The sequence below is a fragment of the Silvibacterium bohemicum genome, from assembly GCF_001006305.1.
GTDB classification, from domain to species: domain Bacteria; phylum Acidobacteriota; class Terriglobia; order Terriglobales; family Acidobacteriaceae; genus Silvibacterium; species Silvibacterium bohemicum.
Map to the genome: position 1 here is coordinate 770,773 of NZ_LBHJ01000001.1, position 23,003 is coordinate 793,775.

Annotated in this window: 22 protein-coding genes; 16 read left to right on the forward strand and 6 right to left on the reverse strand. The window is 59.3% G+C overall.

Translation table 11 applies throughout. The annotated features are described in order from the left end of the window. Positions 1-146: 146 nt before the first annotated feature. The 3 genes from XX99_RS03310 to XX99_RS03320 all read right to left on the reverse strand — a co-directional run bounded on the left by XX99_RS03310 (position 147) and on the right by XX99_RS03320 (position 2,464). A complete protein-coding gene (locus tag XX99_RS03310; protein ID WP_231581125.1) occupies positions 147-980 on the reverse strand; it encodes an isoprenyl transferase in 834 nt (277 codons plus the stop codon). 201 nt (positions 981-1,181) lie between these two features. After that, the gene (locus XX99_RS03315; protein WP_231581126.1) at positions 1,182-1,793 is read right to left on the reverse strand and encodes a flavin reductase family protein; all 612 of its coding nucleotides are present in this window, start codon (positions 1,791-1,793) and stop codon (positions 1,182-1,184) included. Positions 1,794-1,921: 128 nt separating this feature from the next. Beyond that, on the reverse strand, positions 1,922-2,464 hold the full coding sequence (locus XX99_RS03320; RefSeq protein ID WP_050057922.1) for a helix-turn-helix domain-containing protein: 543 nt from the start codon (positions 2,462-2,464) through the stop codon (positions 1,922-1,924). A gap of 194 nt (positions 2,465-2,658) precedes the next feature. Between XX99_RS03320 and XX99_RS03325 the strand changes: the two genes are divergently transcribed. The 8 genes from XX99_RS03325 (at position 2,659) to XX99_RS03360 (ending at position 10,745) form a co-directional block, all read left to right on the forward strand. Next, complete coding sequence (locus tag XX99_RS03325) at positions 2,659-3,282, forward strand: HAD family hydrolase (protein ID WP_050057923.1); 624 nt, start codon at positions 2,659-2,661, stop codon at positions 3,280-3,282. A gap of 144 nt (positions 3,283-3,426) precedes the next feature. Beyond that, complete coding sequence (locus tag XX99_RS03330) at positions 3,427-5,463, forward strand: GH39 family glycosyl hydrolase (RefSeq protein ID WP_050057924.1); 2,037 nt, start codon at positions 3,427-3,429, stop codon at positions 5,461-5,463. 69 nt (positions 5,464-5,532) lie between these two features. Continuing rightward, entirely contained in the window at positions 5,533-7,257 is a 1,725-nt protein-coding gene (locus XX99_RS03335; RefSeq protein ID WP_050058098.1) for an acyl-CoA carboxylase subunit beta, read from the forward strand. 190 nt (positions 7,258-7,447) lie between these two features. Beyond that, on the forward strand, positions 7,448-7,846 hold the full coding sequence (locus XX99_RS03340; RefSeq protein ID WP_156185766.1) for a hypothetical protein: 399 nt from the start codon (positions 7,448-7,450) through the stop codon (positions 7,844-7,846). 4 nt (positions 7,847-7,850) lie between these two features. Beyond that, a complete protein-coding gene (locus XX99_RS03345) occupies positions 7,851-8,726 on the forward strand; it encodes a hydroxymethylglutaryl-CoA lyase (RefSeq protein WP_050057926.1) in 876 nt (291 codons plus the stop codon). Between the two features lie 93 nt (positions 8,727-8,819). Beyond that, positions 8,820-9,629, forward strand: a complete 810-nt coding sequence (locus tag XX99_RS03350; protein ID WP_050057927.1) for an enoyl-CoA hydratase/isomerase family protein — start codon at positions 8,820-8,822, stop codon at positions 9,627-9,629. A gap of 223 nt (positions 9,630-9,852) precedes the next feature. Further along, entirely contained in the window at positions 9,853-10,221 is a 369-nt protein-coding gene (locus XX99_RS03355) for a VOC family protein (protein WP_050057928.1), read from the forward strand. Continuing rightward, complete coding sequence (locus XX99_RS03360) at positions 10,218-10,745, forward strand: AAA family ATPase (RefSeq protein WP_050057929.1); 528 nt, start codon at positions 10,218-10,220, stop codon at positions 10,743-10,745. Before XX99_RS03355 ends, XX99_RS03360 begins: the two co-directional genes overlap by 4 nt. Before the next feature lie 29 nt (positions 10,746-10,774). Here XX99_RS03360 and XX99_RS03365 read toward each other — a convergent pair whose 3' ends face one another. Beyond that, positions 10,775-11,020 (reverse strand): hypothetical protein, encoded by a 246-nt coding sequence (locus XX99_RS03365; protein WP_156185767.1) that lies wholly within the window; start codon positions 11,018-11,020, stop codon positions 10,775-10,777. Between the two features lie 299 nt (positions 11,021-11,319). Here XX99_RS03365 and XX99_RS03370 point away from each other — a divergent pair, with 299 nt between their 5' ends. Together XX99_RS03370 and XX99_RS03375 are read left to right on the forward strand one after the other, a co-directional pair. Next, positions 11,320-12,345, forward strand: coding sequence for an alcohol dehydrogenase (locus XX99_RS03370; RefSeq protein WP_050057931.1), 1,026 nt, complete (start codon positions 11,320-11,322; stop codon positions 12,343-12,345). 144 nt (positions 12,346-12,489) lie between these two features. Then, a complete protein-coding gene (locus XX99_RS03375) occupies positions 12,490-14,193 on the forward strand; it encodes an alpha/beta hydrolase-fold protein (protein WP_050057932.1) in 1,704 nt (567 codons plus the stop codon). 90 nt (positions 14,194-14,283) lie between these two features. On the opposite strand, the gene XX99_RS03380 is transcribed toward XX99_RS03375, so the two are convergent. Continuing rightward, the gene (locus tag XX99_RS03380) at positions 14,284-14,904 is read right to left on the reverse strand and encodes a TetR/AcrR family transcriptional regulator (RefSeq protein ID WP_231581127.1); all 621 of its coding nucleotides are present in this window, start codon (positions 14,902-14,904) and stop codon (positions 14,284-14,286) included. A gap of 113 nt (positions 14,905-15,017) precedes the next feature. Between XX99_RS03380 and XX99_RS03385 the strand changes: the two genes are divergently transcribed. From XX99_RS03385 to XX99_RS03410, 6 genes are all read left to right on the forward strand, one after another. Continuing rightward, positions 15,018-15,902: an aldo/keto reductase family oxidoreductase gene (locus tag XX99_RS03385; RefSeq protein ID WP_050057934.1), complete on the forward strand. Its 885-nt coding sequence runs from the start codon at positions 15,018-15,020 to the stop codon at positions 15,900-15,902. A gap of 240 nt (positions 15,903-16,142) precedes the next feature. After that, on the forward strand, positions 16,143-16,940 hold the full coding sequence (locus XX99_RS03390; protein ID WP_050058099.1) for an ABC transporter ATP-binding protein: 798 nt from the start codon (positions 16,143-16,145) through the stop codon (positions 16,938-16,940). Further along, positions 16,928-18,595 carry a hypothetical protein gene (locus XX99_RS03395; protein WP_156185768.1) on the forward strand — a complete coding sequence of 556 codons (1,668 nt, stop codon included), beginning with the start codon at positions 16,928-16,930 and terminating at the stop codon, positions 18,593-18,595. The genes XX99_RS03390 and XX99_RS03395 overlap by 13 nt, the downstream gene beginning before the upstream one ends. 241 nt (positions 18,596-18,836) lie before the next feature. Then, positions 18,837-19,265 (forward strand): hypothetical protein, encoded by a 429-nt coding sequence (locus XX99_RS03400; RefSeq protein ID WP_156185769.1) that lies wholly within the window; start codon positions 18,837-18,839, stop codon positions 19,263-19,265. Positions 19,266-19,954: 689 nt separating this feature from the next. After that, positions 19,955-20,905 carry an alpha/beta fold hydrolase gene (locus XX99_RS03405; RefSeq protein ID WP_050057937.1) on the forward strand — a complete coding sequence of 317 codons (951 nt, stop codon included), beginning with the start codon at positions 19,955-19,957 and terminating at the stop codon, positions 20,903-20,905. A 402-nt stretch (positions 20,906-21,307) separates the two neighbouring features. Next, positions 21,308-22,138, forward strand: a complete 831-nt coding sequence (locus tag XX99_RS03410) for a hypothetical protein (protein WP_050057938.1) — start codon at positions 21,308-21,310, stop codon at positions 22,136-22,138. A gap of 276 nt (positions 22,139-22,414) precedes the next feature. Here the strand turns inward: XX99_RS03410 and XX99_RS03415 are convergent, their stop codons facing one another. Further along, positions 22,415-22,792 (reverse strand): VOC family protein, encoded by a 378-nt coding sequence (locus tag XX99_RS03415; protein ID WP_050057939.1) that lies wholly within the window; start codon positions 22,790-22,792, stop codon positions 22,415-22,417. Positions 22,793-23,003: the final 211 nt, after the last annotated feature.

Here is a 23,003-nt window from a genome sequence, read left to right on the forward strand (position 1 = left end):
GTTAGTGATAAGGACGGTGGAAAACCCGACGGCTTGTTTTTCGGAGGGAGCGTGAGGCTTCAGCCTCACGAATACATCGATCGAATTCTGAGGGCTTCAGCCCCAGGCCTTGGTCCAGGGTCTTCTGCTTCTCAAATCCAGAAAGATTATCTCGGGACCAGCGCTTTGGCCGGCAGCTGTGCCACGTCGTCGGATTCCGAGCCGTCGCCCAACCCTCCATACCGGCGCTCGCGGCGCTGATAATCTTCAATCGCTTCCAGCATATGGATACCCCGGAAATCCGGCCAGAGCCGCTCGGTCACGAAGATTTCGGAGTAGGCGATCTGCCACAGCAGGTAGTTGGAGACGCGCATCTCGCCTGAGGTGCGGATCAGGAGATCGGGGTCGGGCATGTGCGCCGTGTAGAGATGGCGCTGAATATCCTGCTCCGTAAGATCCTCCAGGCGAAGCTCCTTGGCCTGAATTTCTCTGTGGAGCGCCCGGAAGGCGTCAACCAGCTCCGACCTCGCGCCGTAGTTCAATGCCAGCGTCAGGACCGTGCCGGTATTGTGCTTGGTCGCATCCGCGGCCCATTCCATGCGCTCGCGCACTTCGCCTTCCAGCTCATGGGTGCGGCCGATGTACTGAATGCGAACATTGTTGTCGTTCATCCGCTGCACGTTGTTGCTGAGATAGGTCCGCAGCAGGCGCATCAGGAAGCTGACTTCGAGCTTGGGGCGGCGCAGATTGTTTTCGAGCGAGAATGCATAGAGGGTGAGCCAGGGAAGGCCGATCCGGGAGGCGGTCTCGACCACGTACTGAACCGATTCGGCGCCCTGCTGGTGGCCAAGAAAGCGCTTCAGGCTGCGCTTGCCCGCCCAGCGGCCATTGCCGTCCATAATAATCGCGACGTGCTTGGGGAGACGCGTCGGGTCGAGGCGACGGTAGACGGCCAGCTCGTCGGAAGGCAGTTCGTGAACGCGGCTGAAATTAAGAGACAACGGGTTCCTCTATTCCATTTTCGCAGGTGCGGCGGTTTGCCGACACTGCCAGGGGAGAGAAGATTTCCTTTCCTTCAGATGGCTCAGGCGAACACTGGCCTTCAGCGCCAGAGAAAATCTGCATCCCTGCCCGACCGTAGCACGCCGATCGAGAACCCGGCAATCATACAGCAAGGAGCTTACAAACTCTTCAGGATGGAGCTACTTGGGGCGGGTCATGTCGAAGCGGTCGTGGGTCCGGACGTACGTCGGTCCGCCCATGCGGCCAATGGCCTTGAGACGCGCCGGATCGATCTTGTCGCCATCCAGAACCGCCTCGTCGATATGAAAGAGCAGCACCTCGCCCAGGACCAGGAGGCCCCCGCCCGGTTTATCGCTGACCGTGACGATCTGGTTGAGCCGGCACTCCATCTGCACATGGCTCTCGGCTACGCGCGGAGGTCGAACCAGTTCGCTGGGCAGCCGAGTAAGCCCTGACAGGTCGAATTCATCGACTTCAGGCGCTACCGATGCGGAGCAGGCATTCATCTGCTCGGCGATCTCTTCGGAGACAATATTGACGACAAACTCCCCCGTCGCCCGGATATTGCTCAGGGTGTCTTTGTGCGGCCGCGGATCGCTGCCCACCGCGGTGCAAAAGCAGATCACGGGAGGATTCGAGCTGCAGGCGGTGAAGTAGCTGAAGGGCGCGAGATTGCCGACCCCGTTCGCATCCGTCGACGAGACGAAGGCAATGGGACGCGGCACGATGGCTCCCACCATGAGTCGGTAAATATCGGCGGCGGAGCTATGAGCAGGATCGATCCGAACCAAGGCGATGACTCCAGCGTTGCGGTCAGTAGAACCCGGGAACCTTAGAACCCGGGAACGTAAGAATCAGGGAACGTTGCCGCCGTATACGCGGAAGTATTCCGATTCCCAGACGATTTTAGCTGACCGTATTAGCTGACAGCCTGTGTGCGCTTGCGTCCCGACGCCATCTCCCGAACCTGATTCAGGAACATCGACTTCTGAAATCCATCGAGACGGGGCATCAGCGATGCGATCTCGGCCAGAAATACGTCTGACATGATCGCGTTGGTCTCCGCTTGCCGCCGGCTCCGGGCATCGCGCAGCAGCGCGCAGATGTTTACTTCGAGCGCTTTGGCCAGCCGTTCGAGCGAGGACAAGGTAGGCATGGCCTTACCGTTCTCGATCTTAGAAATATAGGTGCGGGGAACCAGCATGCGTCCGGCGAGCTGGCGCTGGCTCATGCCTCGCGAGTGGCGGATGTCGCGGACCGCGCGCGCCACGTCGATATCGTCTTCCTCGACCGCAGCGGCTGAGGCAACGACAAGCTGAGGCAGCTGGGGTTCAGGCTCTTCGATCTCGAGTGGCTTGTGGCAGCGCCGGCAAAGGGAATTCGTTGTGCGAAACTGCACCAGACTGCAGTGCTCACAGCGAAGTACCTCACGCGCCTCGACGGTAGCTAAGGTAGTTGCCATATGTTGTAGCGAAGTGGCCAGAGCGGGCTACTCGCGTCGCCTCGAAGGCGGATTGTACCCGCAGTCGAAGCAACTGTGTTTGAGCTTGCATCTGAGGTATCTTCATTGTCAAGTGAAAACTGTGATTCAACCAAAGAAACACGGAAGAAACCCGAAGAAAACCGAATCGGTGTGTTTAAGAGGAGAGAAGTAGTATGGCATTAGACGAGCGCTACACACGCGAGCGCGCATGGATTCTTCTGAACGAATGGACGCAATCGCCGAGCCTGATCAAGCACGCGCTGGGCGTGGAAACCTGCGTGCTCGCCTACGGCGAAAAGGAAGCCGATACACGCGGGCTAACCGAAGACGAGCGCGAAAACTTCCTCGTCCTGTACGCGACGACCGGCCTGCTGCACGACTTCGACTACGAGCGCCATCCTTCCCTCGAAGAGCATCCTTTCGTCGGCACCCGCTTGCTCGCGGAACAGGGTTGGCCGCAAGAGATTCGGACGGCGATTCTCGGTCATGCCTCCTATTCCGGCGTGCCGCGCGTCAGCCATCTCGACAAGGCCCTCTTTGCCTGTGATGAGCTGTCCGGCTTTTTGACTGCCTGCTCCCTGGTCAAACCCACAAAATCCATCTTCGACGTGGATGTGGCCGGGGTAAAAAAGAAAATGAAGGACAAAGCCTTCGCGCGCGGAGTGCATCGTGACGATATTCTCACCGGGGCCTCGGAGCTCGGCGTGCCCGTGGACGATCACATCGCTTTTTGCATCACCGCGATGCAGAAGAATGCCGATGTATTGGGTTTGCGGGGAAGCCTGGCGACCCAATAAAACATGCATCTCATGATTCGCAAGCTTCTTCCTGCTGCATGAGATAACGTGTAAAGGATGAAAGCAGCCTCGCCTTCCGGCCTGTGCGGAGGGCGAAGCTGGCAGCGGGTCTTACCCGTAGCGATTTGAACTTGCGGTGGAGAAATGAGATCCGTTGTAGCGGCGCAGCAAACGAGAGAGCGGTCGGAAAGCGTAGATAAGGCGGAGAAGTGGGTGCGTCGGGGGCTGCAGGCTCTGCTGCTCCTGGTTTGCGCCGTTCTGTTGATCGCGGGAACCGCCTTTCTCTGGCTGCGCTACGTCCCACCCCCTTCGCTTCCGCAATCGAAGCTGCTTGCCCCGGTCACCTCGGTTCGAGCGACGCCGGGCCGCGGCATCATTACCATCACCTGGGCTCCGGAAGCCAACGCCGTAAGCTACCAGGTAGCTCGCAGCAGCAGACCCGGCGGCCCCTTCGCTCTGGTGAGCACCGCCTACGGCAAAGTTCCCATCTTTCTCGACAACCTGGTGGAGCGAGTCTTTCCGGGAGAGCCCTTCGGGCGCCTGCCGCACGGCCCCTTTGTCGATTCCGACATCCGCCCGGGACATACCTACTATTACCGGGTGAGCGCGAACGACGGCAGCGCCTGGAGCCCCGACGGCAATGTCGTCGCGGCAACCGCCGCATCGATCGCGACGCCGGAGCCGGTGATTTGCATGCAGGTCGATGCCGCGCACAGCATCGGGACCCTGGAGCACAAGTGGGAGATCGCTCTCGGCTCCGAACACCTGAGCTACATGTTCAAAGGCGACATCAACGAGCATGTTCGCGCTGCAGGTGCAGGCCTGCGCCAGGGCAATAAGCTGGCCCACGACACGCTCGGCGTCCAGTACATCCGCGCCCACGGCATCTTCATGGATGATCCCAGCGTTTACACCGAAGACGCGCAGGGAAATCCGCACTACGATTGGTCGAAGGTCGACCGCCTTTACGACATTCTCCGGCAGGATGGCCTCAAGCCGTTCATCGAGTTGAGCTTCATGCCCGAGGCGCTGGCGTCGAATCCGCGCGCGCAAGGAATCTTTCAGTATCGCGCCATCAGTTCCGCGCCCAAGAGTTATCCGAAGTGGCAGGCGTTGGTTTCAGCTTTCGCGCAACACCTCATCGACCGGTACGGACGCCGCGAAGTCGAGAGCTGGCCCTTCGAAGTGTGGAACGAGCCGGACAACAAGCTGCTGCCGGGCTTCTGGAGCGGCACCCGCGACGACTACTTCCGCCTCTACGACTACAGCGCTACGGGACTGAAGTCCGTTGATCCCAACCTAAAGATCGGCGGACCGGTCACCGCCTTCACCACCTTCCAGGAGCCATTTCTCCGCCACATCACCACCGGAAATTACGCGACCGGAGCGAAGAGCACGCCGCTCGATTTCCTGGACATGCACAACTACTACCTCCCCGTCTCCGATTACCGGCCGCTTCTACGCCGTTACGGCCTCTCCGATGTGCCGGTCTATTTCACGGAGTGGGGAGTAACCCCGCAGTATGGCGACACGGTGGGCGACACGGCTTACAGCGCTGCCGCGACTGCCGGCGACATCTTCGACAGTCTCGATCAGGCGGCCAGCGTCAGCTACTGGACGGCCAGCGATTACTTCGAGGAGAGCGGCAATCCCAGGCAGCTCTTCCATGGCGGCTTTGGATTGATCGGGCTCGACGGCCTGCGCAAGTCTCGCTATTGGACCTATTACCTCCTGCACCGCCTGGGCACGGATCGTATTGCAGTGGATGGCCAGGGCGACGGCTTTGACGGACTGGTGAAAGGCGTGGCCACCCGCGCTACAGACGGCAGCGTGTCCCTCCTGATCGACAACGCGACGCAGCAGCACGCGAAAGCAGCCGGCGATCCGGCGCTGGCTCGCCATCTCACGCTCGCGATTACCGGACTCGTTCCCGGCAACCGCTACCAGATCGAGCACGACCGCATCGACAACGAGCATTCCAATGTCTATGGCGCATGGCAGACGATGGGCAGCCCGCAGTGGCCGGATCAATCGCAAATGGCGGTGCTGCATCAACGGGATCAGCTGCAGACGCTTGTGCCGCTTTCGACGTCCACCGCTACAGCCCAGGGCGTCATCACACTGGATTTCGATATGCCCATGCCTGCGGTATCGTTTGTGAAACTCACGCCCCTGAAGTGAACGATTGTTCTAACGCCCGTAGCGTGAATGCCTGCGCCGCCAAGCCCGTGCTATGCTGGCCAGTCCCTTATGACCGATCCGAATCCCTCTTCGCTCAACACCACGCTGCCTTCGAAGCTCGACCGCAATCATCCCCGCGCAAAAAACAATGCCGCTGGAATGCTGGCCCTGCTGGCTCAGCTCCGCATGCAGGAGACGGCGATACGCGAAGGAGGCGGGGCCAAAGCGATTGAATCGCAGCACGCCAAGAAGCGGCTCACGGCGCGCGAGCGCATCGCACTCCTGCTCGATCCCGAGACCGAGCTCTTCGAGCTGTCTCTCTTCGCGGCCTTCGGCATGTACGAAGACTGGGGCGGCGCGCCAGCCGCCGGAACGGTCACCGGGCTGGGCCGCGTCTGCGGTCGCCTCTGCATGATCATCGCCAACGACGCAACGGTGAAGGCCGGCGCGTTCTTTCCCATGACCGCGAAAAAGGTGATCCGCGCGCAGACCATCGCCATGGAGAACCGTATCCCCACGCTCTATCTGGTCGATTCGGCCGGCGTCTTTCTGCCGCTGCAGGAAGACGTCTTCCCCGATCAGGACGACTTCGGCCGCATCTTCCGCAACAACGCAGTGATGTCCGCGATGGGCATCCCGCAGATGACCGCCATCATGGGCATGTGCGTAGCCGGAGGCGCCTATCTGCCGGTCATGACCGACCACGTGTTGATGACCGAGGGCAGCGGACTCTTCCTCGCCGGTCCGGCGCTGGTGCAGGCAGCCATCGGGCAGAAATATTCCGCTGAAGAGCTGGGCGGAGCGGCGATGCACTCTGAGATCTCCGGCACCGTGGACTTCAAAGAGCCCAACGATCATCTCTGCATCGCGCGGCTGCGTTCCCTGGTCGCGAAGGTGGGCCATCGTCCCGGCGCGCCCTTTGACCGCGCTGCTTACGATGGTGAGAAGGACGCGCCGAAATATCCTGCCGAAGATCTTTACTCGCTGCTCGACCCCGATCCGGCCAAGCCCAGCTCCTATGACATGCACGAGGTAATTGCGCGCATCGTCGATCGCAGCGAATTCGACGAATACAAGCCCGATTACGGACGCACCGTCCTCTGCGGCTATGGCCGTGTGGGCGGCTTTGCCGTCGGCATCGTCGCCAACCAGAAACAGCCGCAGCCCCACATTGAGAGCAAGTCCAGCCACGCCGGCGAGAAGCGGATCGAGTTCGGCGGCGTGATCTACGCCGAGAGCGCCGAGAAGGCAGCCCGCTTCATCATGGACTGCAACCAGAATCTGATCCCGCTCCTCTTTCTGCACGACGTCAACGGCTTCATGGTGGGACGCGATGCCGAGTGGAGTGGCATCATCCGCGCCGGAGCGAAGATGGTCACCGCGGTGGCGAATTCCACCGTGCCTAAGATCACAGTGATCGTCGGCGGATCCTTCGGGGCAGGAAATTACGCCATGTGCGGCAAGGCCTACGATCCCAGATTTATTTTTGCCTGGCCGACCGCGCGCTACGCGGTCATGAGCGGAGCCTCGGCCGCGAATACTCTCGTCGAGATCAAGATCAAACAGCTGGAGCGCGGCGGCAAGAAGCTGAGCAACGAAGAAAAGCAGGAGCTGCTGGCCTCCATCAAGGCCACCTACGACGAGCAGACTGACTGCCGCTACGCCGCCGCCCGGCTATGGGTAGACGCCATCATCGACCCAGCCCAGACACGCGACGCCATCCTGACCGCCTTAGAAGCCGCCGCTCTCAATCCCGACGTGCCCAAGTTCAATGCCGGTGTCATTCAGACTTAGGTAGAAGTAGGTCGTAACAGTATTGCCGGGTGCCCCACCCTAGGAGAGCTTTTTGCATAGGGTGGGATTCCACCTCCCCAGCCTTCAAAACCTTGTCATCCCGATCGGAGTCAGCGAAAGGGAGCGCAGTCCAGCGACTCGCGCGGGAGCGCGTACGCCTGGACGGCCAGTCCTTTAGTATCCTCATCACATGCCCGCGACATCATCGGCCGAAAAGAAGCGCCGTGCTCCGGCGCGCAGAAAAAAGAAGAAGCTGGCCATCGGGATCTGGTGGCCGCCGCTGGTGGGCATCATCGTTACTCCCTTTGCCATTCACGCGGCCAGCATTCTCGCGCTTGAAGGACCGCAGGCGCTGCGCCTTCTCTATCCCTACGTCGTCCTGGTCAAGGAGCCGGTGATCGGATTATCCAACGATCTCGGCAACAACCTTTCGCAGGGCCTGCTGTACGCGCAGTTTCCGCTCTATGGATTGCTGATGGCCCTGATCTTGAGGTTCAAACACCTCGCCGCCGCGCTGGGAACCGTCATCGCCGTGCATGCGCTGGGCATCGGATTTCTGCTTCTTCTCACTTACTTCCATACCCATTGAGCTTATGAGCAATCGAGTCAAAATCATCGAGTGTCCCCGGGATGCGTGGCAAGGGCTGCCCAGGCCCATCCCTGTTGAAATCAAGGCCGACTATCTCCGCCTCCTCTTCGCGGCTGGCTTCAAGCATGTCGACGCGGTGTCGTTCGTGTCGGCCGCAGCTGTCCCGCAGATGGCGGATTCCGAGCAGGTCTTAGCCTTTGCCCAGCCAGACTACGATGTGGAGATCATCGGCATCGTCGTCAACCGCAAGGGCGCCGAGCGTGCGATTGCGACCGGCGCCGTAACCACGCTGGGCTTTCCCTATTCGCTTTCGCCGGAGTTTCTCAGGCGCAATCAGAACCAGACTCCCGAGGAGTCCGTCGAAATCCTCGACGCCGTAGGTGAGGCCGCATACAAGGCCGGCCTGGGCGTGGTGGCCTACATTTCGATGGCCTTCGGCAATCCCTATGGCGATCCCTGGTCGGTCGAAGAGGTCATTGCCGCCTGCGATCTGCTCATCGATTCGGGAATCGAGCAGATCTCGCTCGCCGATACCGTAGGTCTGGCCTCCCCGGAAGCCGTTGAGACCTTGGTTGCCGCGGTTTTGCCCACGCTTCAGGAAGGCGTAGAGCTGGGGGTTCATCTGCACGCGCAGCCCGAGACGGCTGCAGCCAAGGTCGCCGCGTCCTATCGGGCGGGATGCCGCCGCTTCGACATGGCTCTCGCCGGCATCGGTGGCTGCCCTTTCGCGCAGGATGCGCTGGTCGGCAATGTGGCGACCGAGATTGCGCTGGCCGAGCTGGCCCGGTTGGGTGCGGAGCTGCCCACACTGCAGCCCCTCGATAGCCTCATCACCGCCAGCAAGGGGATTCAGCAGAAATTTGGCGGCTCAACACAGTGAGGCGAGCGCCGATAACTTGGCACGCTTCATCGTTGTTGAGCCGCCAATTTCTTATGGAGTAAGATCAGCTGTCTCCGCGCGAGAGGAAGATCTATGGGCCACTCTGCCACGCTCGAAATCAGAAGTGAGAATGGCGTCGTCACCATCACCATGAATCGTCCGGAGAAGCGCAACGCGCTGAACCCGGCGATGATCGAAGATCTGACCGGCGCCTTTCTCGCAGCTGCGAACGATCCCTCCTGCGGAGTCATCATTCTCACCGGCGCAGGCCCGTCCTTTTGCGCCGGACTGGACCTCGAGCATCTCGAAGCCATGCGCGACAAGAGCCCCCAGGAACACCGCATCGATTCGGAGCGGATTGCCCGCCTGTTGCGCACCCTCTATGACCTGCAAAAGCCTACCATCGCTGCCGTCAATGGCGCGGCCATCGCCGGCGGCATGGGCCTTGCCACTCTCTGCGACTTCACACTCGCCATCCCCAAAGCCAAATTCGGATATACCGAGGTCAAGATTGGCTTCATCCCCGCCATCGTCTCGGTTTTTCTGCGCAGCCAGATCGGCGACAAGCGCTCTCGCGACCTGCTGCTGACAGGCCGCCTGATCGATGCAGCCGAGGCGTTTGATCTAGGACTGGTCACCCGCATCGTCCCCCAGGAAAATCTGATGGAAGAGACCTACCGGCTGGCGCAGCGCCTGCTGGCCAACAGTCCCTCGGCGCTGCAGGCGACGAAGAGACTCATCGGAGAATTCACGCGCTCTCAGCTGGATCGGCAAATTGAGGCTGCCATCGTGGCCAATGCCCAGGCCCGGGATACCGACGATTTCAGGGAGGGAATCAGAGCCTTCCTCGAAAAGCGCAGCCCGGAGTGGCCTTCGCGATCTGTGCCATCGAAGACTATTTGAGGTAGATCCGATTCAGGCTGATCTGACAAGACCGTCAGACCGGGGACGATGGTGTGCCCGAAGTCAGCAGAAGGACGCCTCGAGCACACCAATCCCAAAAAAGAGTTCCTTCCCGCGAGATCCAACCATCGAGAACTCTGTGTTTTTAAAGACGACGCCTCGTCGGAAAAAGACCCATCGGAAAGCGCAATCGAGGTTATGCTGAACACTCGAAGGAGACATCATGGCTCAGGTCACCGGAATCGGCGGAGCATTTTTGCGGGCGAAGGATCCGAAGGCGCTTTATGAGTGGTACGAGAAGCACCTCGGACTCACGAGACGAGACGGCTGCTTTGGTTTCGACCCTGCACAGCAGCGCGCTCGCGCCGTCGTCGCATTCTTTCGGACGGATGCCGACTATTTCCCGGTAGCGCAGCCCGCGATGCTCAATTTTCATGTCGACGATCTTGACGCCATGCTCGACGCTTTGACCGCGGCTGGTGTGGAAGTCGATCCCAAACGCGATCGTTACGACTTCGGAGACTTTGGCTGGTTCACCGACCCCGAGGGAAACCGTGTCGAATTGTGGCAGCCAAAAGAAAAAAATAAATGACGGTGTGGGTGATTCTCGCCGGCCTGCCCGGCACCGGGAAGAGCACACTTGCCCGCGCTTTAGCCAATCGACTGGGCGGCGCGATTCTCGATAAAGACCGCGTCCGCCAAGCGCTTTTTCCCGGACCGCTCACTGACTACACGCGCGAGCAGGACGATCTCTGCATGCGCGCCATCTTTCATGCCGCAGCCTATCTGACCAGGAATGCTCGCGCCGAGTTCGTCTTTTTGGATGGCCGCACCTACTCTCGCCGGGAACAAATCGACGAGGCGGTGAGCGCCGCAGAACTGGCTGGAGCCGCATGGAAGATCCTGCACGTAGTCTGCGCCGACTCAGTTGCGGAACAACGGCTGGCGCGCCTCGATGCCGAGAATCCGGCGCGCAACCGCAACGCTGCACTCTATCGCGAGATCAAGGCTCGCTTCGAAGAAATATTGCTGCCGCACATGGTTGTAGATACAACCGGCGGAGTCGACGGATTCGCCGTGGATGCGATCGTAGACGAACTATCGAAGGGTAGGTGATCCGCGCCTGCGGATCACCGGACGTTCTACTACGTATTGCTGCCGTTTAATGGAGTGGATTGGCCTGCGGGAGTGATGAGCCAGACTTGAACGGTATAAGACGAAGGCTTTGTCTGTGCAGAGACATACTTCTGAGCATCGGCCAGGGCCGAAAAGAGACCGACTACGGCGCCATTCAGGCTGACGATCACGCCGATAGGTCCGAGGTTCACTGTGGAAGATGTGGTCTGAGCATCCGCCTTTGGCATGATCGCTGCCGCTCCTGCGATTGCCATGGCTCCGAAAAACTTACGACGATTGGTATTCAACACTTCACCCCTGCAGAGATTCGATTGCCCGAACCGTTTCCAAGATAGGCTTCACGCTCTGGTTTTGAGATCGATCATTTCTCACTCTAGAGGTCGATTTGGTAACTGCGCAAAGCATCAATGGTACTCGCCGGTGCGGTTACTTTTCCGGCGCGAGCGAATTGCCAGGCGATAGTTCTTTGCATCTGTTGCGATGGGTGGAGGTGTCTTAGGGATGAATTGATTTTCATTGCGGAGATGTATTATGCCGCTGAAGGAGAACAGGGATGGCAAACACGAAGACCGGTCGATTCGCGCAGGTAGTCAGCAAAGGCGGCCCCATTGAAGTGGTGACGAGGGAGGTGGCCGAGCCCGCATTGGGAGAGGTCCGGGTCAGGGTGCAGGCATGTGGCGTTTGCCATAGCGATTCGGTCACCAAGGAAGGAATTTTCCCGATTCCCTATCCGCGCGTGCCCGGCCACGAAGTCGCTGGCCTGGTGGATGCGCTGGGCGAAGGCGTGACGGAGTGGAAGGTTGGACAACGGGTCGGCATCGGTTGGTATGGAGGCCATTGCGGCAAATGCGAGCCATGCCGCCGCGGTGATCACGTCTGCTGCCAGAATCTGCGCATCCCCGGTATCTCCTATGACGGAGGGTATGCCGATTACCTGATCGCGCCGGCGATGGCCCTGGCCGCCGTGCCTGACGCGCTCAGCGGCGCGGAGGTCGGGCCTCTGCTGTGCGCCGGCATCACTACCTTCAATGCGATTCGCAACAGCGGCGCGCGTCCTCCTGACACGGTCGCCATTCTGGGCATGGGTGGTCTGGGGCATCTCGGAGTACAGTACGCCGCGAAAATGGGATTTCGCACCGTCGCCATCGCCCGTGGTGCACACAATGCCGAGTTTGCGCATAAGCTGGGCGCGCATCACTACATCGATAGCACCAAAGAAGACGTGGCCCAGTCCCTGCAGAAGCTGGGCGGAGCCAGAACAATTCTGGCCACCATCACCAATGCCGATGCCATGTCGGCAGCCATTGGCGGACTAGGCTATAAAGGAAACTTTGTGATCGTCGGAGTACCGTCCGATCCGCTGAAGGTCTCCGTGCTGCCGCTGATCTTCGCCAAACAGGCTGTTTCGGGATGGCCGAGCGGCACGTCGATGGACTCTGAGGACACGCTCAAGTTCAGCGAGATCACTGGAGTTCGTCCCCTGATCGAGACTTTCCCTCTGGACAAGGCCGCCGAAGCCTACGACCGCATGATAAGCGGGAAAGCCCGCTTCCGCGTAGTACTGGAAACCGGAGCTTAGAGTCCGATAGGTCCAAAGCCCGCGCAGCCTTTCTCCGTCCGGAGATTTGCTGCGCGGTTTCCACCCTGCGCTATTGACGGCGTGATAGCTGGCGACTCCGGCTGTTATGCTCTTTCTTTCACACCTTCATTTTCCTGGAGAGCTATGCGGCCCCTATTAGGCTTAGTTCTTGCCCTTCTGTCTGCTGCAGGCGCCCAAGCCCAGCGTGTTGAAGTTACGATCCCCGGCACTGGGCCTTTGCGTGGCCACTTAATCCTGGTCTTTGCCAAAAACACAGAATCCGAGCCGCGCATGCAACTGGAGGAGAACTACCTCTCAGCGCAGGGATTTGGCGTCGATGTTGAAAACGCTGCTCCGGGCTCGACGGTGGTCGTGGATGCCAAGACGATCGGCTTCCCGCGCCGCTCGCTTGCCGATCTCGATGCCGGCGACTACACGGTACAGGCGGTCTTCAACGTTTACGAGCAGTTCCATCTGGCATCGGGTAAGACAGTCTGGCTGCCGCCAGACAAGGGCGAGGGTCAGCACTGGAATTTGAAGCCCGGCAATCCTTATAACGCACCCGTGAGCGTGCATTTCGATCCGAAGTCCGGTAAGACGCTGAAGCTCACGCTGGACAAGGTGATTCCTCCCATCGAAGGGACGGACCAGGACCCAGCAGTGATGGCGGCTAAGGATCCCGGTGCGAAATGGCTGAAGTTCATGCGCTTCCGCAGCGAGAAGCTGAGCAGGTTCTGGGGCCGGGACATGTATCTAGGCGCATGGGTGCTGCTTCCCGACGGCTTCGACGAGCATCCAGACGCACGCTATCCATTGGTGGTCTATCAGGACCACTACCATGCGGGATTTGGACCACTGCCGTTTGTTACGACGAAGCCTGATGCCAAAAACGCGCCGCGCAGGGCAGCGGCCGGATACAAGTTCTTTCAGGATTGGACTTCAGGACGACTGCCGCACGTGATCATGATCTATGTGCAGAACGCGAACCCTTACTACGACGATTCCTATGTCGTCGATTCAGCGAATGTCGGTCCGTATGGTTCCGCTATCAACGAAGAGCTGATTCCGGCGATCGAAGCGAAGTACCGCGGTATCGGGCAGGGATGGGCGCGAGCAACCTTTGGTGGATCGACCGGGGGATGGGAGGCTCTGGCTACGCAGGTGTTCTATCCCGACATGTATAACGGGACCGATGCGGCCTGCCCCGATCCGGTGGACTTCCACGCATACCAAAACATTGATCTCTACAACGATGCAAATGCCTTTGTTCGCAGAGGAGATTTCGGCGAGGTTCCCGTAGCTGCCGACCGTAAGCCCGACGGCACCATCATCGCGACCGCCGAGAGCGAGTTTCGCTTCGAGTATGTACTCGGCACGCATGGCCGCTCGACCGAGCAGTGGGATATCTGGCAGGCAGTGTTTTCGCCGGCTGGGACGGATGGATACCCAGCCGATGTCCTCGATCCGCTAACGGGCGCCGTCGACAAGAAGGTGGTCGACTACTGGCACGATCACTATGACCTGACGGCGATTCTGCAGCGCGACTGGCCGGTATTGGGGCCGAAGCTCGAAGGCAAGTTGCACGTGGCGGTCGGCGACGGCGATACCTACTTCCTGAACAATGCCGTGCATCTCTTGCAGACTGCGCTCGACTCCACGCGCAATCCGCACTCCGACGCAACCTTTCAGTACGGCCCGGGTATGCCGCATTGCTACACCGGAGGTCCGCCGGAATACACCATGCAGGAGAACAACGCCAACTGGCCGCAGCGCGTGCTGCCCCTGATGGCGGATCACATGTTGAAGACCGCACCCGCAGGTGCGGACGTGAAGAGCTGGCGGTATTGAAGGTTCGGTTCACATGAACTGCTAGCCGTGGACCGCATTACCGCCCCAGCAAAGAAGACGCAAGTCCTATCGTCCTTGCGGGAACACGCATCACGCAAGTTGTGATGCGGTACAGGTACGCAGATAGGCGTGAACCAACACGATGAGTTCCTCACGCAGAGCCTCGGCTTCGCGCTCCGGAAACTTTGCCTCCAACAGCCTTCGCGCTACGCCGTTGAGCGCCGCCAGGACAACCGTCGCCACGACTTCGGGATCTTTCGTGAGGCCTTCTCTCGCGGTGGCAAACAGCTCCGCGACGCTGCGGCGCGAGCGCTCGCTCGACGCCTTGCTGATAGCTGCGCCATCCACGTCGGAGCTCACGGCGTAGAGCGTTGCGCTCTCCTTCACATTGCGCATCTTCGCATCGAGGTACGCGAAGACGAGAGCCGTTCCCATCTCCAGAAGCCCATCGGACTTGTGCTTCTCGCATATATCTCCGATAGCCCTGCTTACTCCATCCATGTGCCGCCTGAGACATGCCTGCAGAAGCGCACTTTTATTGGGGAAATACTGGTACAGCGTTCCCACCGACACGCCCGCGCGCTGAGCGACCCGCGTGGTCGTCAGCCGTTCCTTGCCCACTGCAAGCAGAACCTGAAGCGTGGCCTGCAGGATGGCTTCGACGCTGGCGGCGGAACGCACCTGAACCGGCGTCTTTCGCGGCTGTAGCACGGCTCTGGCTGCTCTCGGCAAATGCGAACTCCGAAACTGAAGTTATCTTCATCTAACCACAAGCGGCTCGAATCGAGCCGATGAAGAGATGGAGACAGAGAGATGGAGACAGAATGACGAATGCAGAAAAACTCGGCGGCGCCTTCACGCTGCCTGGCACCAAATTCACTATCAAGCGCATGGGTTATGGCGCGATGCAGCTTGCCGGTACTCACGTATGGGGTCCGCCTAAAGACCGGGCGCAGGCCGTTGCCGTTTTGCAGGAGGCATTGGAATCAGGCGTCGATCACATCGACACCAGCGATTTTTATGGTCCGCATGTCACCAACCAGATCATCCGCGAAGCGCTGCATCCCTATCCCGATCACCTCGTCATCGTGACGAAGGTAGGCGCGGTGCGCGGTGACGATGCCTCATGGAACCCCGCGCACAGTCCGGCCGAGCTGACGAAGGCGGTGCATGACAACCTGCGCAACCTCGGAGTCGAAGCGCTGGATGTCGTCAACCTGCGCGTGTGGGGGGAGATCCACAAGCCAGGCAAGGAATCGATTGAGCCCCAGTTCACGGCGCTTGCCGAGCTGCAGAGGCAAGGATTGATCCGGCACCTCGGGATCAGCAACGCGACCGCGGCGCAGATCGAGGAGGCGCGCGCCATCGCGCCCGTGGTCTGCGTGCAGAACCACTACAATGTCGCCCACCGCGAAGACGACACGCTGGTCGACGACCTCGCAGCGAAGGGCATCGCCTATGTGCCGTTCTTCCCGCTCGGCGGATTCACCCCGCTTCAATCCACGGAGCTTTCGGATGTCGCCGCGAGCCTCGGCTACACGCCGATGCAGGTAGCGCTCGCCTGGCTGCTGCACCGCTCGCCCAACATTCTGCTGATCCCCGGCACGTCGTCACCCGGCCACCTGCGTGAGAACCTGGCTGCGGCCGAGCTGGCGCTCTCTTCAAAAGCGCTGGAACAGTTGAACTCGATCAGCGTTTCCGCGGCATAAGAGTTAAGCCCTAAGAGTTAAGCCCGGAGCAATCCGGGCTATGACCATTAACAAAGCCGTTCTCTTCGAAGGGTATGGCCTTCAGGCCGCACGTAAAGCAAGCGAATGTGAGTGGCTTTAGCCACCGAGGGAAAGCCACATCGCGCTACAAAGGTTTGTCATCAATCTCGCCCGGAGTCATCCGGGCTTTCACTCGCCCGATACTTTGCTTGCCCCGGGTTTCCAGCTATGCTGGCGGCAATGGATACTCCAGCTGTCGCCATGTTTGGTCTGACGCGCCGATTCGGCGAATTTACCGCGGTCGACGATCTCTCCTTCAGCGTGGCGCCGGGCCAGTTCTTCGGCTTCCTGGGACCGAACGGCGCGGGAAAATCCACCACCATCAAGATGCTCACCGGCCTGCTCGAGCCGACCGCGGGGCGCGTGGAGATCCTGGGCCAGAGCTTCACCTCCGCGTCGCTGGATCTCAAGCGTCAGATCGGCGTGGTGCCGGAGGGCATGGCTCTGCTCGGACGCCTCACCGCCGCCGAGTATCTGCGTTTTGTCGGACGCATGTACGGACTGGATCGCGAGACGACCAGCCGCCGCACCGAAGAGCTGTTGGATTTCATGAATCTGGCCAATGAGCCTAAGAAGCTGGTGACCGATTTCTCGCACGGCATGCAGAAGAAACTGGCGCTCGCCGCAGCCGTGATCCACGGACCCAAGGTGCTCTTCCTCGATGAGCCGTTTGAGGGAGTAGACGCGGTCGCTGCCGGCACTCTGAAGACCATGCTGCAGGGAATGATTCATCGCGGCGCGACGATCTTTCTCACCTCGCATGTCCTCGAAATAGTCGAGCGCCTCTGTTCGCACGTCGCCATCATCTACAAAGGCCGGCTGGTTGCCAACGGCTCGCTCGAAGACCTGCGTGCCGGAGTTGCATCGAGACTCCCCGGAGCAGCAGCGGAGGAACGTCTCACGCTCGAAGAGATTTTCCTGAACACCGTCGGAGCCGGAGGCGGTGAGCCTGTGCCGGAGCTGTCGTGGCTGGCATGACAGGCGGACTGGCCGGCATCTTCTCGACGGAGTCGCGCCAGCAGTACGGCGCGGTTGCCGCCATGCGCGGGCAGATGCTGCGCCACTCGCTCCGCAGCAAACGCGGCAACTTCGAACTCGGCGCCCGCATTTTCACCATCGCTTTCTTTTCTGTGATCGCGCTTGCCATCGGCACCGGCTTGGGATTCGGCGCATACTCCATCGCCTCGGGCCACACCTTGCGCCTGCTCGTGGTCCTCTTCTGGCCGGTGTTGTTTCTGTGGCAATTTCTCCCCCTGATGGTCGCGTCCTTCCAGGAGCACGTGGACCTGAGCGCATTTCTGCGCTTTCCCATGAGCTTCGCCGCCTACATGCTCGTGACCCTGGTCTTCGGGCTGCTGGATATTTCCACCATCATGGGCTCCATCTGCCTCTACGGCATCTGGATTGGGCTGGTTGTCGCGCAGCCGCATGCCGTTCTGGGCATTACCGCTGCTCTCCTGCTCTTTGCGATCTTCAATATCCTGCTTACCCGAACCATCTTTGCCTGGATCGACCGCTGGCTGGCGCAGCGGCGCACCCGCGAGATCATGGGAGCAGCCTTTCTCTTTCTGCTGCTGTCCGTCCAGCTGATCAATCCGTTGATGCAGCACTACCAGGGACGCAGCTTTCCCATCGGTCAGAAGACCCTGCAGGAGATCGACGAAGCCCAAAGCATCCTGCCGCCGGGCTTGACAGCATCTGCCGTTCGCTATGCGATACGAAACCATCAGCCGCAATCTCTATCGTCCCTCGGCGGCCTAGTTCTTTATGGCGGAGCTACGGCTCTGCTCTTCGGCTTTCGGCTTCATGCAGAGTATCGCGGAGAAAGCCTGGGCGAAGGTTCCCGGCAGTCGACGCGGGCGCGGAAGAGCACAAAAAAACAGCGCGCCGGCGCTCTCGATCTCGGACCGGTGGGTGCGGTGATCGAAAAGGAGCTTCGCTATCTCTCGCGCAGCGGCATCATGCTCTACAGCCTCGCAGCGCCATTGTTCATGCTGCTGATCTTCAGCGGTGGAGGCATGCACCGCGGCTCGGGCCTTTTCTTGAGGGGGCAATATGCGCTTCCGGCGGGTGTCGCCTATTCCTTTCTGGGGCTCACTCGCATGATCTACAACAGCCTCGGCGGCGAGGGCGCGGGCATCCAGCTTTATTTCCTCTCGCCGACTCCTTTTCGCACCATCATGCTGTCCAAGAACCTGATGCAGGCCGGGCTCTTCTGCATGGAACTGCTCTCGGTCTGCCTGATCGTTTTCTTTCGCTACGGCATGCCCGAAGGCGGGATCATCGCCGCAACCTTCTGCTGGCTGCTCTTCGCACTCCCGCTCCAGCTGGCTTCGGGAAACATCGTCTCCCTGACCGTGGCCTATCGCATGACCCTGACCCGCATGTCGCGCGAAGAAGGCGCCGCCGGAAACGGCTTCCTGAGCCTGGGCATTCAAGTCGCCATCGTGGGCATCGGAGTAGCGGTTTTTCTGCCCCTCTCCCGCTATCACCACACCGGACTCGCAGCCGGAATATTTCTAATGCTAGCGGTAGCCAGCGCCGCTTTCTGGCTGCGAATTTTCAAGGCAATCGATCGCATGGCCGCCAACGCCCGCGAGAACCTGATTCAGACCTTAGCGCGCGCCGCTTAGAACGCGGTGACTGATCTCGATTGCCGGAAACCGCGAGCACTATCGGACAGATGGATTACTTCCGGCAAGTCGACATGTCGTTAATCCGATGTCGCGGCGTGCATTGGCGATTTAACGACAGTTGAGGATCTCTCCAGGACTGGACTGAGAAGCGATCATCGTTCTACGCACAATAAGGGGCGCTATCATGCACATAAGCCCAGAAGCTTACTGTCATAGAACGGTAGGAAGGCCTTGAGGAATGAGAAGAAATTCTGGATCCGCCGATCAATCGGGAGAGCCGGTGTTCAAGTCTGATCCATACGAGGGGGAGATAGCTGAACGCATAGCCTCAGCCGGGATTCGGCTGCGATTCGATAAGGTGGCCTTACGGCTTATTGACGGTGTAAAGGCAAGCGTCATCGAAGCCTTTCCGAAAGATCAAAGCATGCTGTTCACCGTCACTGCTCCCATAAAACATCCAGCCAAGACGAGTGCGGCACTACAGCGATTGCTACGAGATTTTTCTAGGGAAAATATTCGCCTAACGATCAACGGCAACGAGGTGTGCGCTCGCAAAGTGAACGCCGTTTTGACTGGTGTGCTCAGGGTGATGGGGTTCGTGCACAACGCTGAAAGCAATCCCGACCTCATCTTGGATCTAGCCGAGTCGAACCTCACTGGACGGTAACGGCGCGGCCGGCGCGGACAAACGATCTTCCGTCACCAGAACACGTTCACGTCGGCGACAAGAGCTATAGAAGGGCGACGGTGAACCACCTAACCGAAACCAAAAATACTTGGCACATAACTAGGGGCTAACTCGCTAAAATAGAGAGAGAGAACAAAGGGACCGCTCTGTGGGCTGCTCAACGAACCCCGACGCGGTCCTTTTTGTTCCCCGGCAGACTGCTTGCCCAAAGAAATGCGGCCCAAAGGCCAACCTCGCACTCTGCGGATACGCTCTGCCCAACGGACGCCTCTATCGTCAGCCGCCTCTCCGCACCGAACCTCGCGGCCGTCTCCACAGACCTAAGTCGAGCCCCTGCAATGACCAAGCCGCAACCCAAGCGGAATCAATCACCGCATCCATGCAGCACATTCTCAAAGACATCTGGGAAAACCTCACGGAGTGAATGAGTTACAGCCACCAAGGCGAATGAAAACCCAATCGATTCAATGACGAGAGAGGGGCACCCTCTTAATTTTTTCACAGAGATCCCAACCCCAAGGCACCCGCAGGAGAGCCCGCTCAAGCCGCTATCGTTACTACCGCAAAGCCAGCTTGTTAGTAATCCGGGGCCAGATCGCCGAATCAATGGAACAACTCCTCAGAGCTCTTCGTACCAGCGAAGGTCACGTTTTCAAGAAAGGAAAGTCATGCCCAGATTCGGTCACGCGCTTGTCGTCAGCTATCTTGTGCTTTGTCTTTTATGGGGTGGAAGCGTCTGTGCCCAGAGCTCAAAAGCATCATTGGCGGCCTATGCGGACCAGTTCCAAACTGGGAAGATCTCGAGGGATGGATTCGATCTCTACTTTCGAAGCGCTGGAGCCGGTGAGCCAGTTCTGATTTTGAGCGGAGGCCCGGGAGATGATTGCGACTACATGCTCCCGGTGGCAGCTGCTGTGGCAAAGCACCAAAAGGCGATTCTTGTGGAGCAACGAGGCACAGGGCGCTCACTGCCTCCTCACGTTGATGCGACCACAATGAACGTGGCGTTGTCGTTGGCAGATTACGAAGCGTTGCGAATGTACTTAAAGGCGGATCGTTGGACAGTGATCGGACACTCCGCAGGCGGTCTTCTTGCTATTCGCTATGCAATTGCTCAACCGGAGCACGTTTCGCAGCTTGTCTTGCTCGATTCCGCTCCGGTCAGCTTCAGTGCCCTCGCCGCCTTCGACGACAACATACTGGATCGCCTGCAGATGGGAGATCGAACCAAGCTTGAAGCGTTAGAGAGCCAAAGCGGTAATGGAGCGCGGGCAGACGCGGCTGAATTGCAGTCTCAAGCACTGTTCTTCAATCGCGAGCTTGGCAGTCAAATGGGTAAAGAGCTGAGCTCGGCATGGCATTCAGATGTGGGTCATCTGCTCGGCCGAGAAATTACGCCACCCAACTATGACTTACGCCCACAGCTCGGGAAATATCAGGGTAGGGTGCTCGTTCTGAGTGGACGACAGGACCCGATGGACCCTGTGGCGGCTTATGAGACAAAGCTCGCCTTCCAGCATGCTGCAGTTCGCTTCATTGATCGTGCAGGGCACTTTCCCTGGTTTGAGCAACCCGCGGCATTCAATCAGGCGCTGGATGATTTTTTTACCTCCAAATGAGTCCCCTCGCCTCGTCAGTCCTGATGAACGCCCTTGTCGTCAGCGAGCGCCAAATCGCCAAGGAACTTCCCGAAGTCCTGCCAAGCAAATTCTCAACCAAAATAAGCATCCTTCTGAACTTTCCGCCTGATTATGGTTCAAAATAAGCACGTACCACCTTAGTTCGGGTTCTCCGGTAACCAAATAATGGCCGCGGATTACCAAATTAAAGGTACAAATTGTTGTTTCCGATGCAACAATGACCCTAGTTCGATTGGTGGGTGGGACAACCCTCAAGTTCTACCGATCTGGAGCACACGCGGGATCGAAAACCGGGGAGAGCCGAAAGCCGTCAGCCCTGGTCCGCAACTGGACCCTCGATATTCAGTTGCACGTTCCACTGCTCCCCTGGAGATGATTCGAATGACTCGCCCCAACTTTAGCTCCGCTTTTTTATTCCTGCTTGGTGCTTCGCTTCTAGCCACCAGCCCGCTTTTCGCCCAACAGGCTGCCCCGCCCGTCGCCCCCTCAACCAGTGCGCCCAGCGCGGACGCAACACCCGGTCAGCCAGTCTTTGTCGTTCCAGCCGGAACCAAGATTCCGCTCACATTGAAGAGCACCATCAGCACGCAGACCGCGAAGCCAGGCGATGCCGTCTATCTCACCAGCCAGTTTCCGGTCATTGTGGGATCGCGGGTGGTCATTCCTGCCGGCGTATTTGTTCAGGGTTACATCGATGGCGTGGAGCGCGGCGGCAAGGTGAAAGGCCGCGCGGAGATCATGATGCATTTCATCTCCATGGTCTTCCCCAATGGCGTGGTGATCGCGCTGCCCGGTGCGGTCGATAACGTTCCGGGCGCCCAGAACGCAAAAGTCACCGATAAAGAAGGCTTGATTCAGGGAACCAGTTCCAAGACGGACGACGCCAAAACAGTAGGCGGTGCTACGGTGGCCGGTGCGGGCATCGGAGGTTTGGCCGGATGGGCAGGTGGTGCGCCCGGTCTCGGTGTCGGTCTCGGAGCGGGTGCGGGTGCAGCTGCCGGCCTCGTCGGAATGATGATGAAGCATGGCGGCGATATCACCTTCCCGGCAGGAACCGACGTCATCATGGTCATGCAACGGCCGCTGCAGGTGCAGCAGCAGCAGCTGAGTGGCATGGGCAATCTGACCGGCTACGACGGTCCAAATATGGCTCCAGTCAACGCCGAGCAGAACACCCTACCCAAGCCCAAGCCGCAATCGCAGTCGAATTAAAACAGCAGATCGAGAAAGCAGATTTCCCGCAGTCGCCGGGGTTTAATTTTCTGCCTGAGTTACTCGTTATTCCTGAAGAGGCCGGCTTATGCCGGCCTCTTTGGCTTCCCGCAAAGTCTTGTTCGCAAGTCTTGGTCTTGGAAGGGTACGGCCTTCAGGCCGTACGTAAATTAAGCAAGATGAGTGCGGCTTCAGCCGCTGAGGGAAAGCCCGCTCGCACCGCAAATGTTCGTATCAATCTCGTTTCTTCGGTCTTAGAGCTTGCTTGTCCTTCCCCTACACCGCCGCATGTTGCGAAAGCGACAGCACATTCCCATCCGGATCTTTGAACCACGCCACCTTATCTCCCGTCGGGAAGGTGCAGATGCCCTGCTCGTCCTGGCCCATGTTCGGATAGCGCTCGAAAGCGACTCCCTTCGCCGACAACTCGGCGACGACTGCCTTCATATCGCTCACCTCCCAACCCAGAACGGTATTTTGCGCCGGAGTGTGGCTGGGAACCTTGCCGATGCGCAGCGGTGTCCCGTGAAGATCGAAGACCAGCGCAAAGCCGTCGTCGCGCACGAAGGTGAAACCGAGCATATCGCGGTAAAAGCGGGTAGCTGCGTCGGGATTTTGCGTAAGCAGGAAGGTAACAATGTGGTCGAGTGGCATAGCGCTCCTGTGCGGCGGATGGCGCCATGGTACGGGAAGCCGTCCGCACCGGAAAGAACGATTTCCGAAAAAATGTTGGCAGCATGAGAAGAGAAGCATCCCTTGATTTGCCTCCTTCGCCCCTTCCGTTTAGTCTGCCCTTGAACAGCGATATGGCAACTCCATCTAGCCACAGAGGTTAACGAGAATGAACGTTCGGAAGAGACTGGCA

Coding starts and splice junctions, on each gene's coding strand:
- XX99_RS03335 (WP_050058098.1), top strand. CDS start 5,533: ATGACCGATCCGAATCCCTCTTCGCTCAACACCACGCTGCCTTCGAAG.
- XX99_RS03360 (WP_050057929.1), top strand. CDS start 10,218: ATGACGGTGTGGGTGATTCTCGCCGGCCTGCCCGGCACCGGGAAGAGC.
- XX99_RS03405 (WP_050057937.1), top strand. CDS start 19,955: ATGCCCAGATTCGGTCACGCGCTTGTCGTCAGCTATCTTGTGCTTTGT.
- XX99_RS03365 (WP_156185767.1), bottom strand. CDS start 11,020: ATGGCAATCGCAGGAGCGGCAGCGATCATGCCAAAGGCGGATGCTCAG.
- XX99_RS03385 (WP_050057934.1), top strand. CDS start 15,018: ATGACGAATGCAGAAAAACTCGGCGGCGCCTTCACGCTGCCTGGCACC.
- XX99_RS03370 (WP_050057931.1), top strand. CDS start 11,320: ATGGCAAACACGAAGACCGGTCGATTCGCGCAGGTAGTCAGCAAAGGC.
- XX99_RS03400 (WP_156185769.1), top strand. CDS start 18,837: ATGAGAAGAAATTCTGGATCCGCCGATCAATCGGGAGAGCCGGTGTTC.
- XX99_RS03390 (WP_050058099.1), top strand. CDS start 16,143: ATGGATACTCCAGCTGTCGCCATGTTTGGTCTGACGCGCCGATTCGGC.
- XX99_RS03355 (WP_050057928.1), top strand. CDS start 9,853: ATGGCTCAGGTCACCGGAATCGGCGGAGCATTTTTGCGGGCGAAGGAT.
- XX99_RS03320 (WP_050057922.1), bottom strand. CDS start 2,464: ATGGCAACTACCTTAGCTACCGTCGAGGCGCGTGAGGTACTTCGCTGT.
- XX99_RS03410 (WP_050057938.1), top strand. CDS start 21,308: ATGACTCGCCCCAACTTTAGCTCCGCTTTTTTATTCCTGCTTGGTGCT.
- XX99_RS03330 (WP_050057924.1), top strand. CDS start 3,427: ATGAGATCCGTTGTAGCGGCGCAGCAAACGAGAGAGCGGTCGGAAAGC.
- XX99_RS03350 (WP_050057927.1), top strand. CDS start 8,820: ATGGGCCACTCTGCCACGCTCGAAATCAGAAGTGAGAATGGCGTCGTC.
- XX99_RS03415 (WP_050057939.1), bottom strand. CDS start 22,792: ATGCCACTCGACCACATTGTTACCTTCCTGCTTACGCAAAATCCCGAC.
- XX99_RS03375 (WP_050057932.1), top strand. CDS start 12,490: ATGCGGCCCCTATTAGGCTTAGTTCTTGCCCTTCTGTCTGCTGCAGGC.
- XX99_RS03325 (WP_050057923.1), top strand. CDS start 2,659: ATGGCATTAGACGAGCGCTACACACGCGAGCGCGCATGGATTCTTCTG.
- XX99_RS03340 (WP_156185766.1), top strand. CDS start 7,448: ATGCCCGCGACATCATCGGCCGAAAAGAAGCGCCGTGCTCCGGCGCGC.
- XX99_RS03345 (WP_050057926.1), top strand. CDS start 7,851: ATGAGCAATCGAGTCAAAATCATCGAGTGTCCCCGGGATGCGTGGCAA.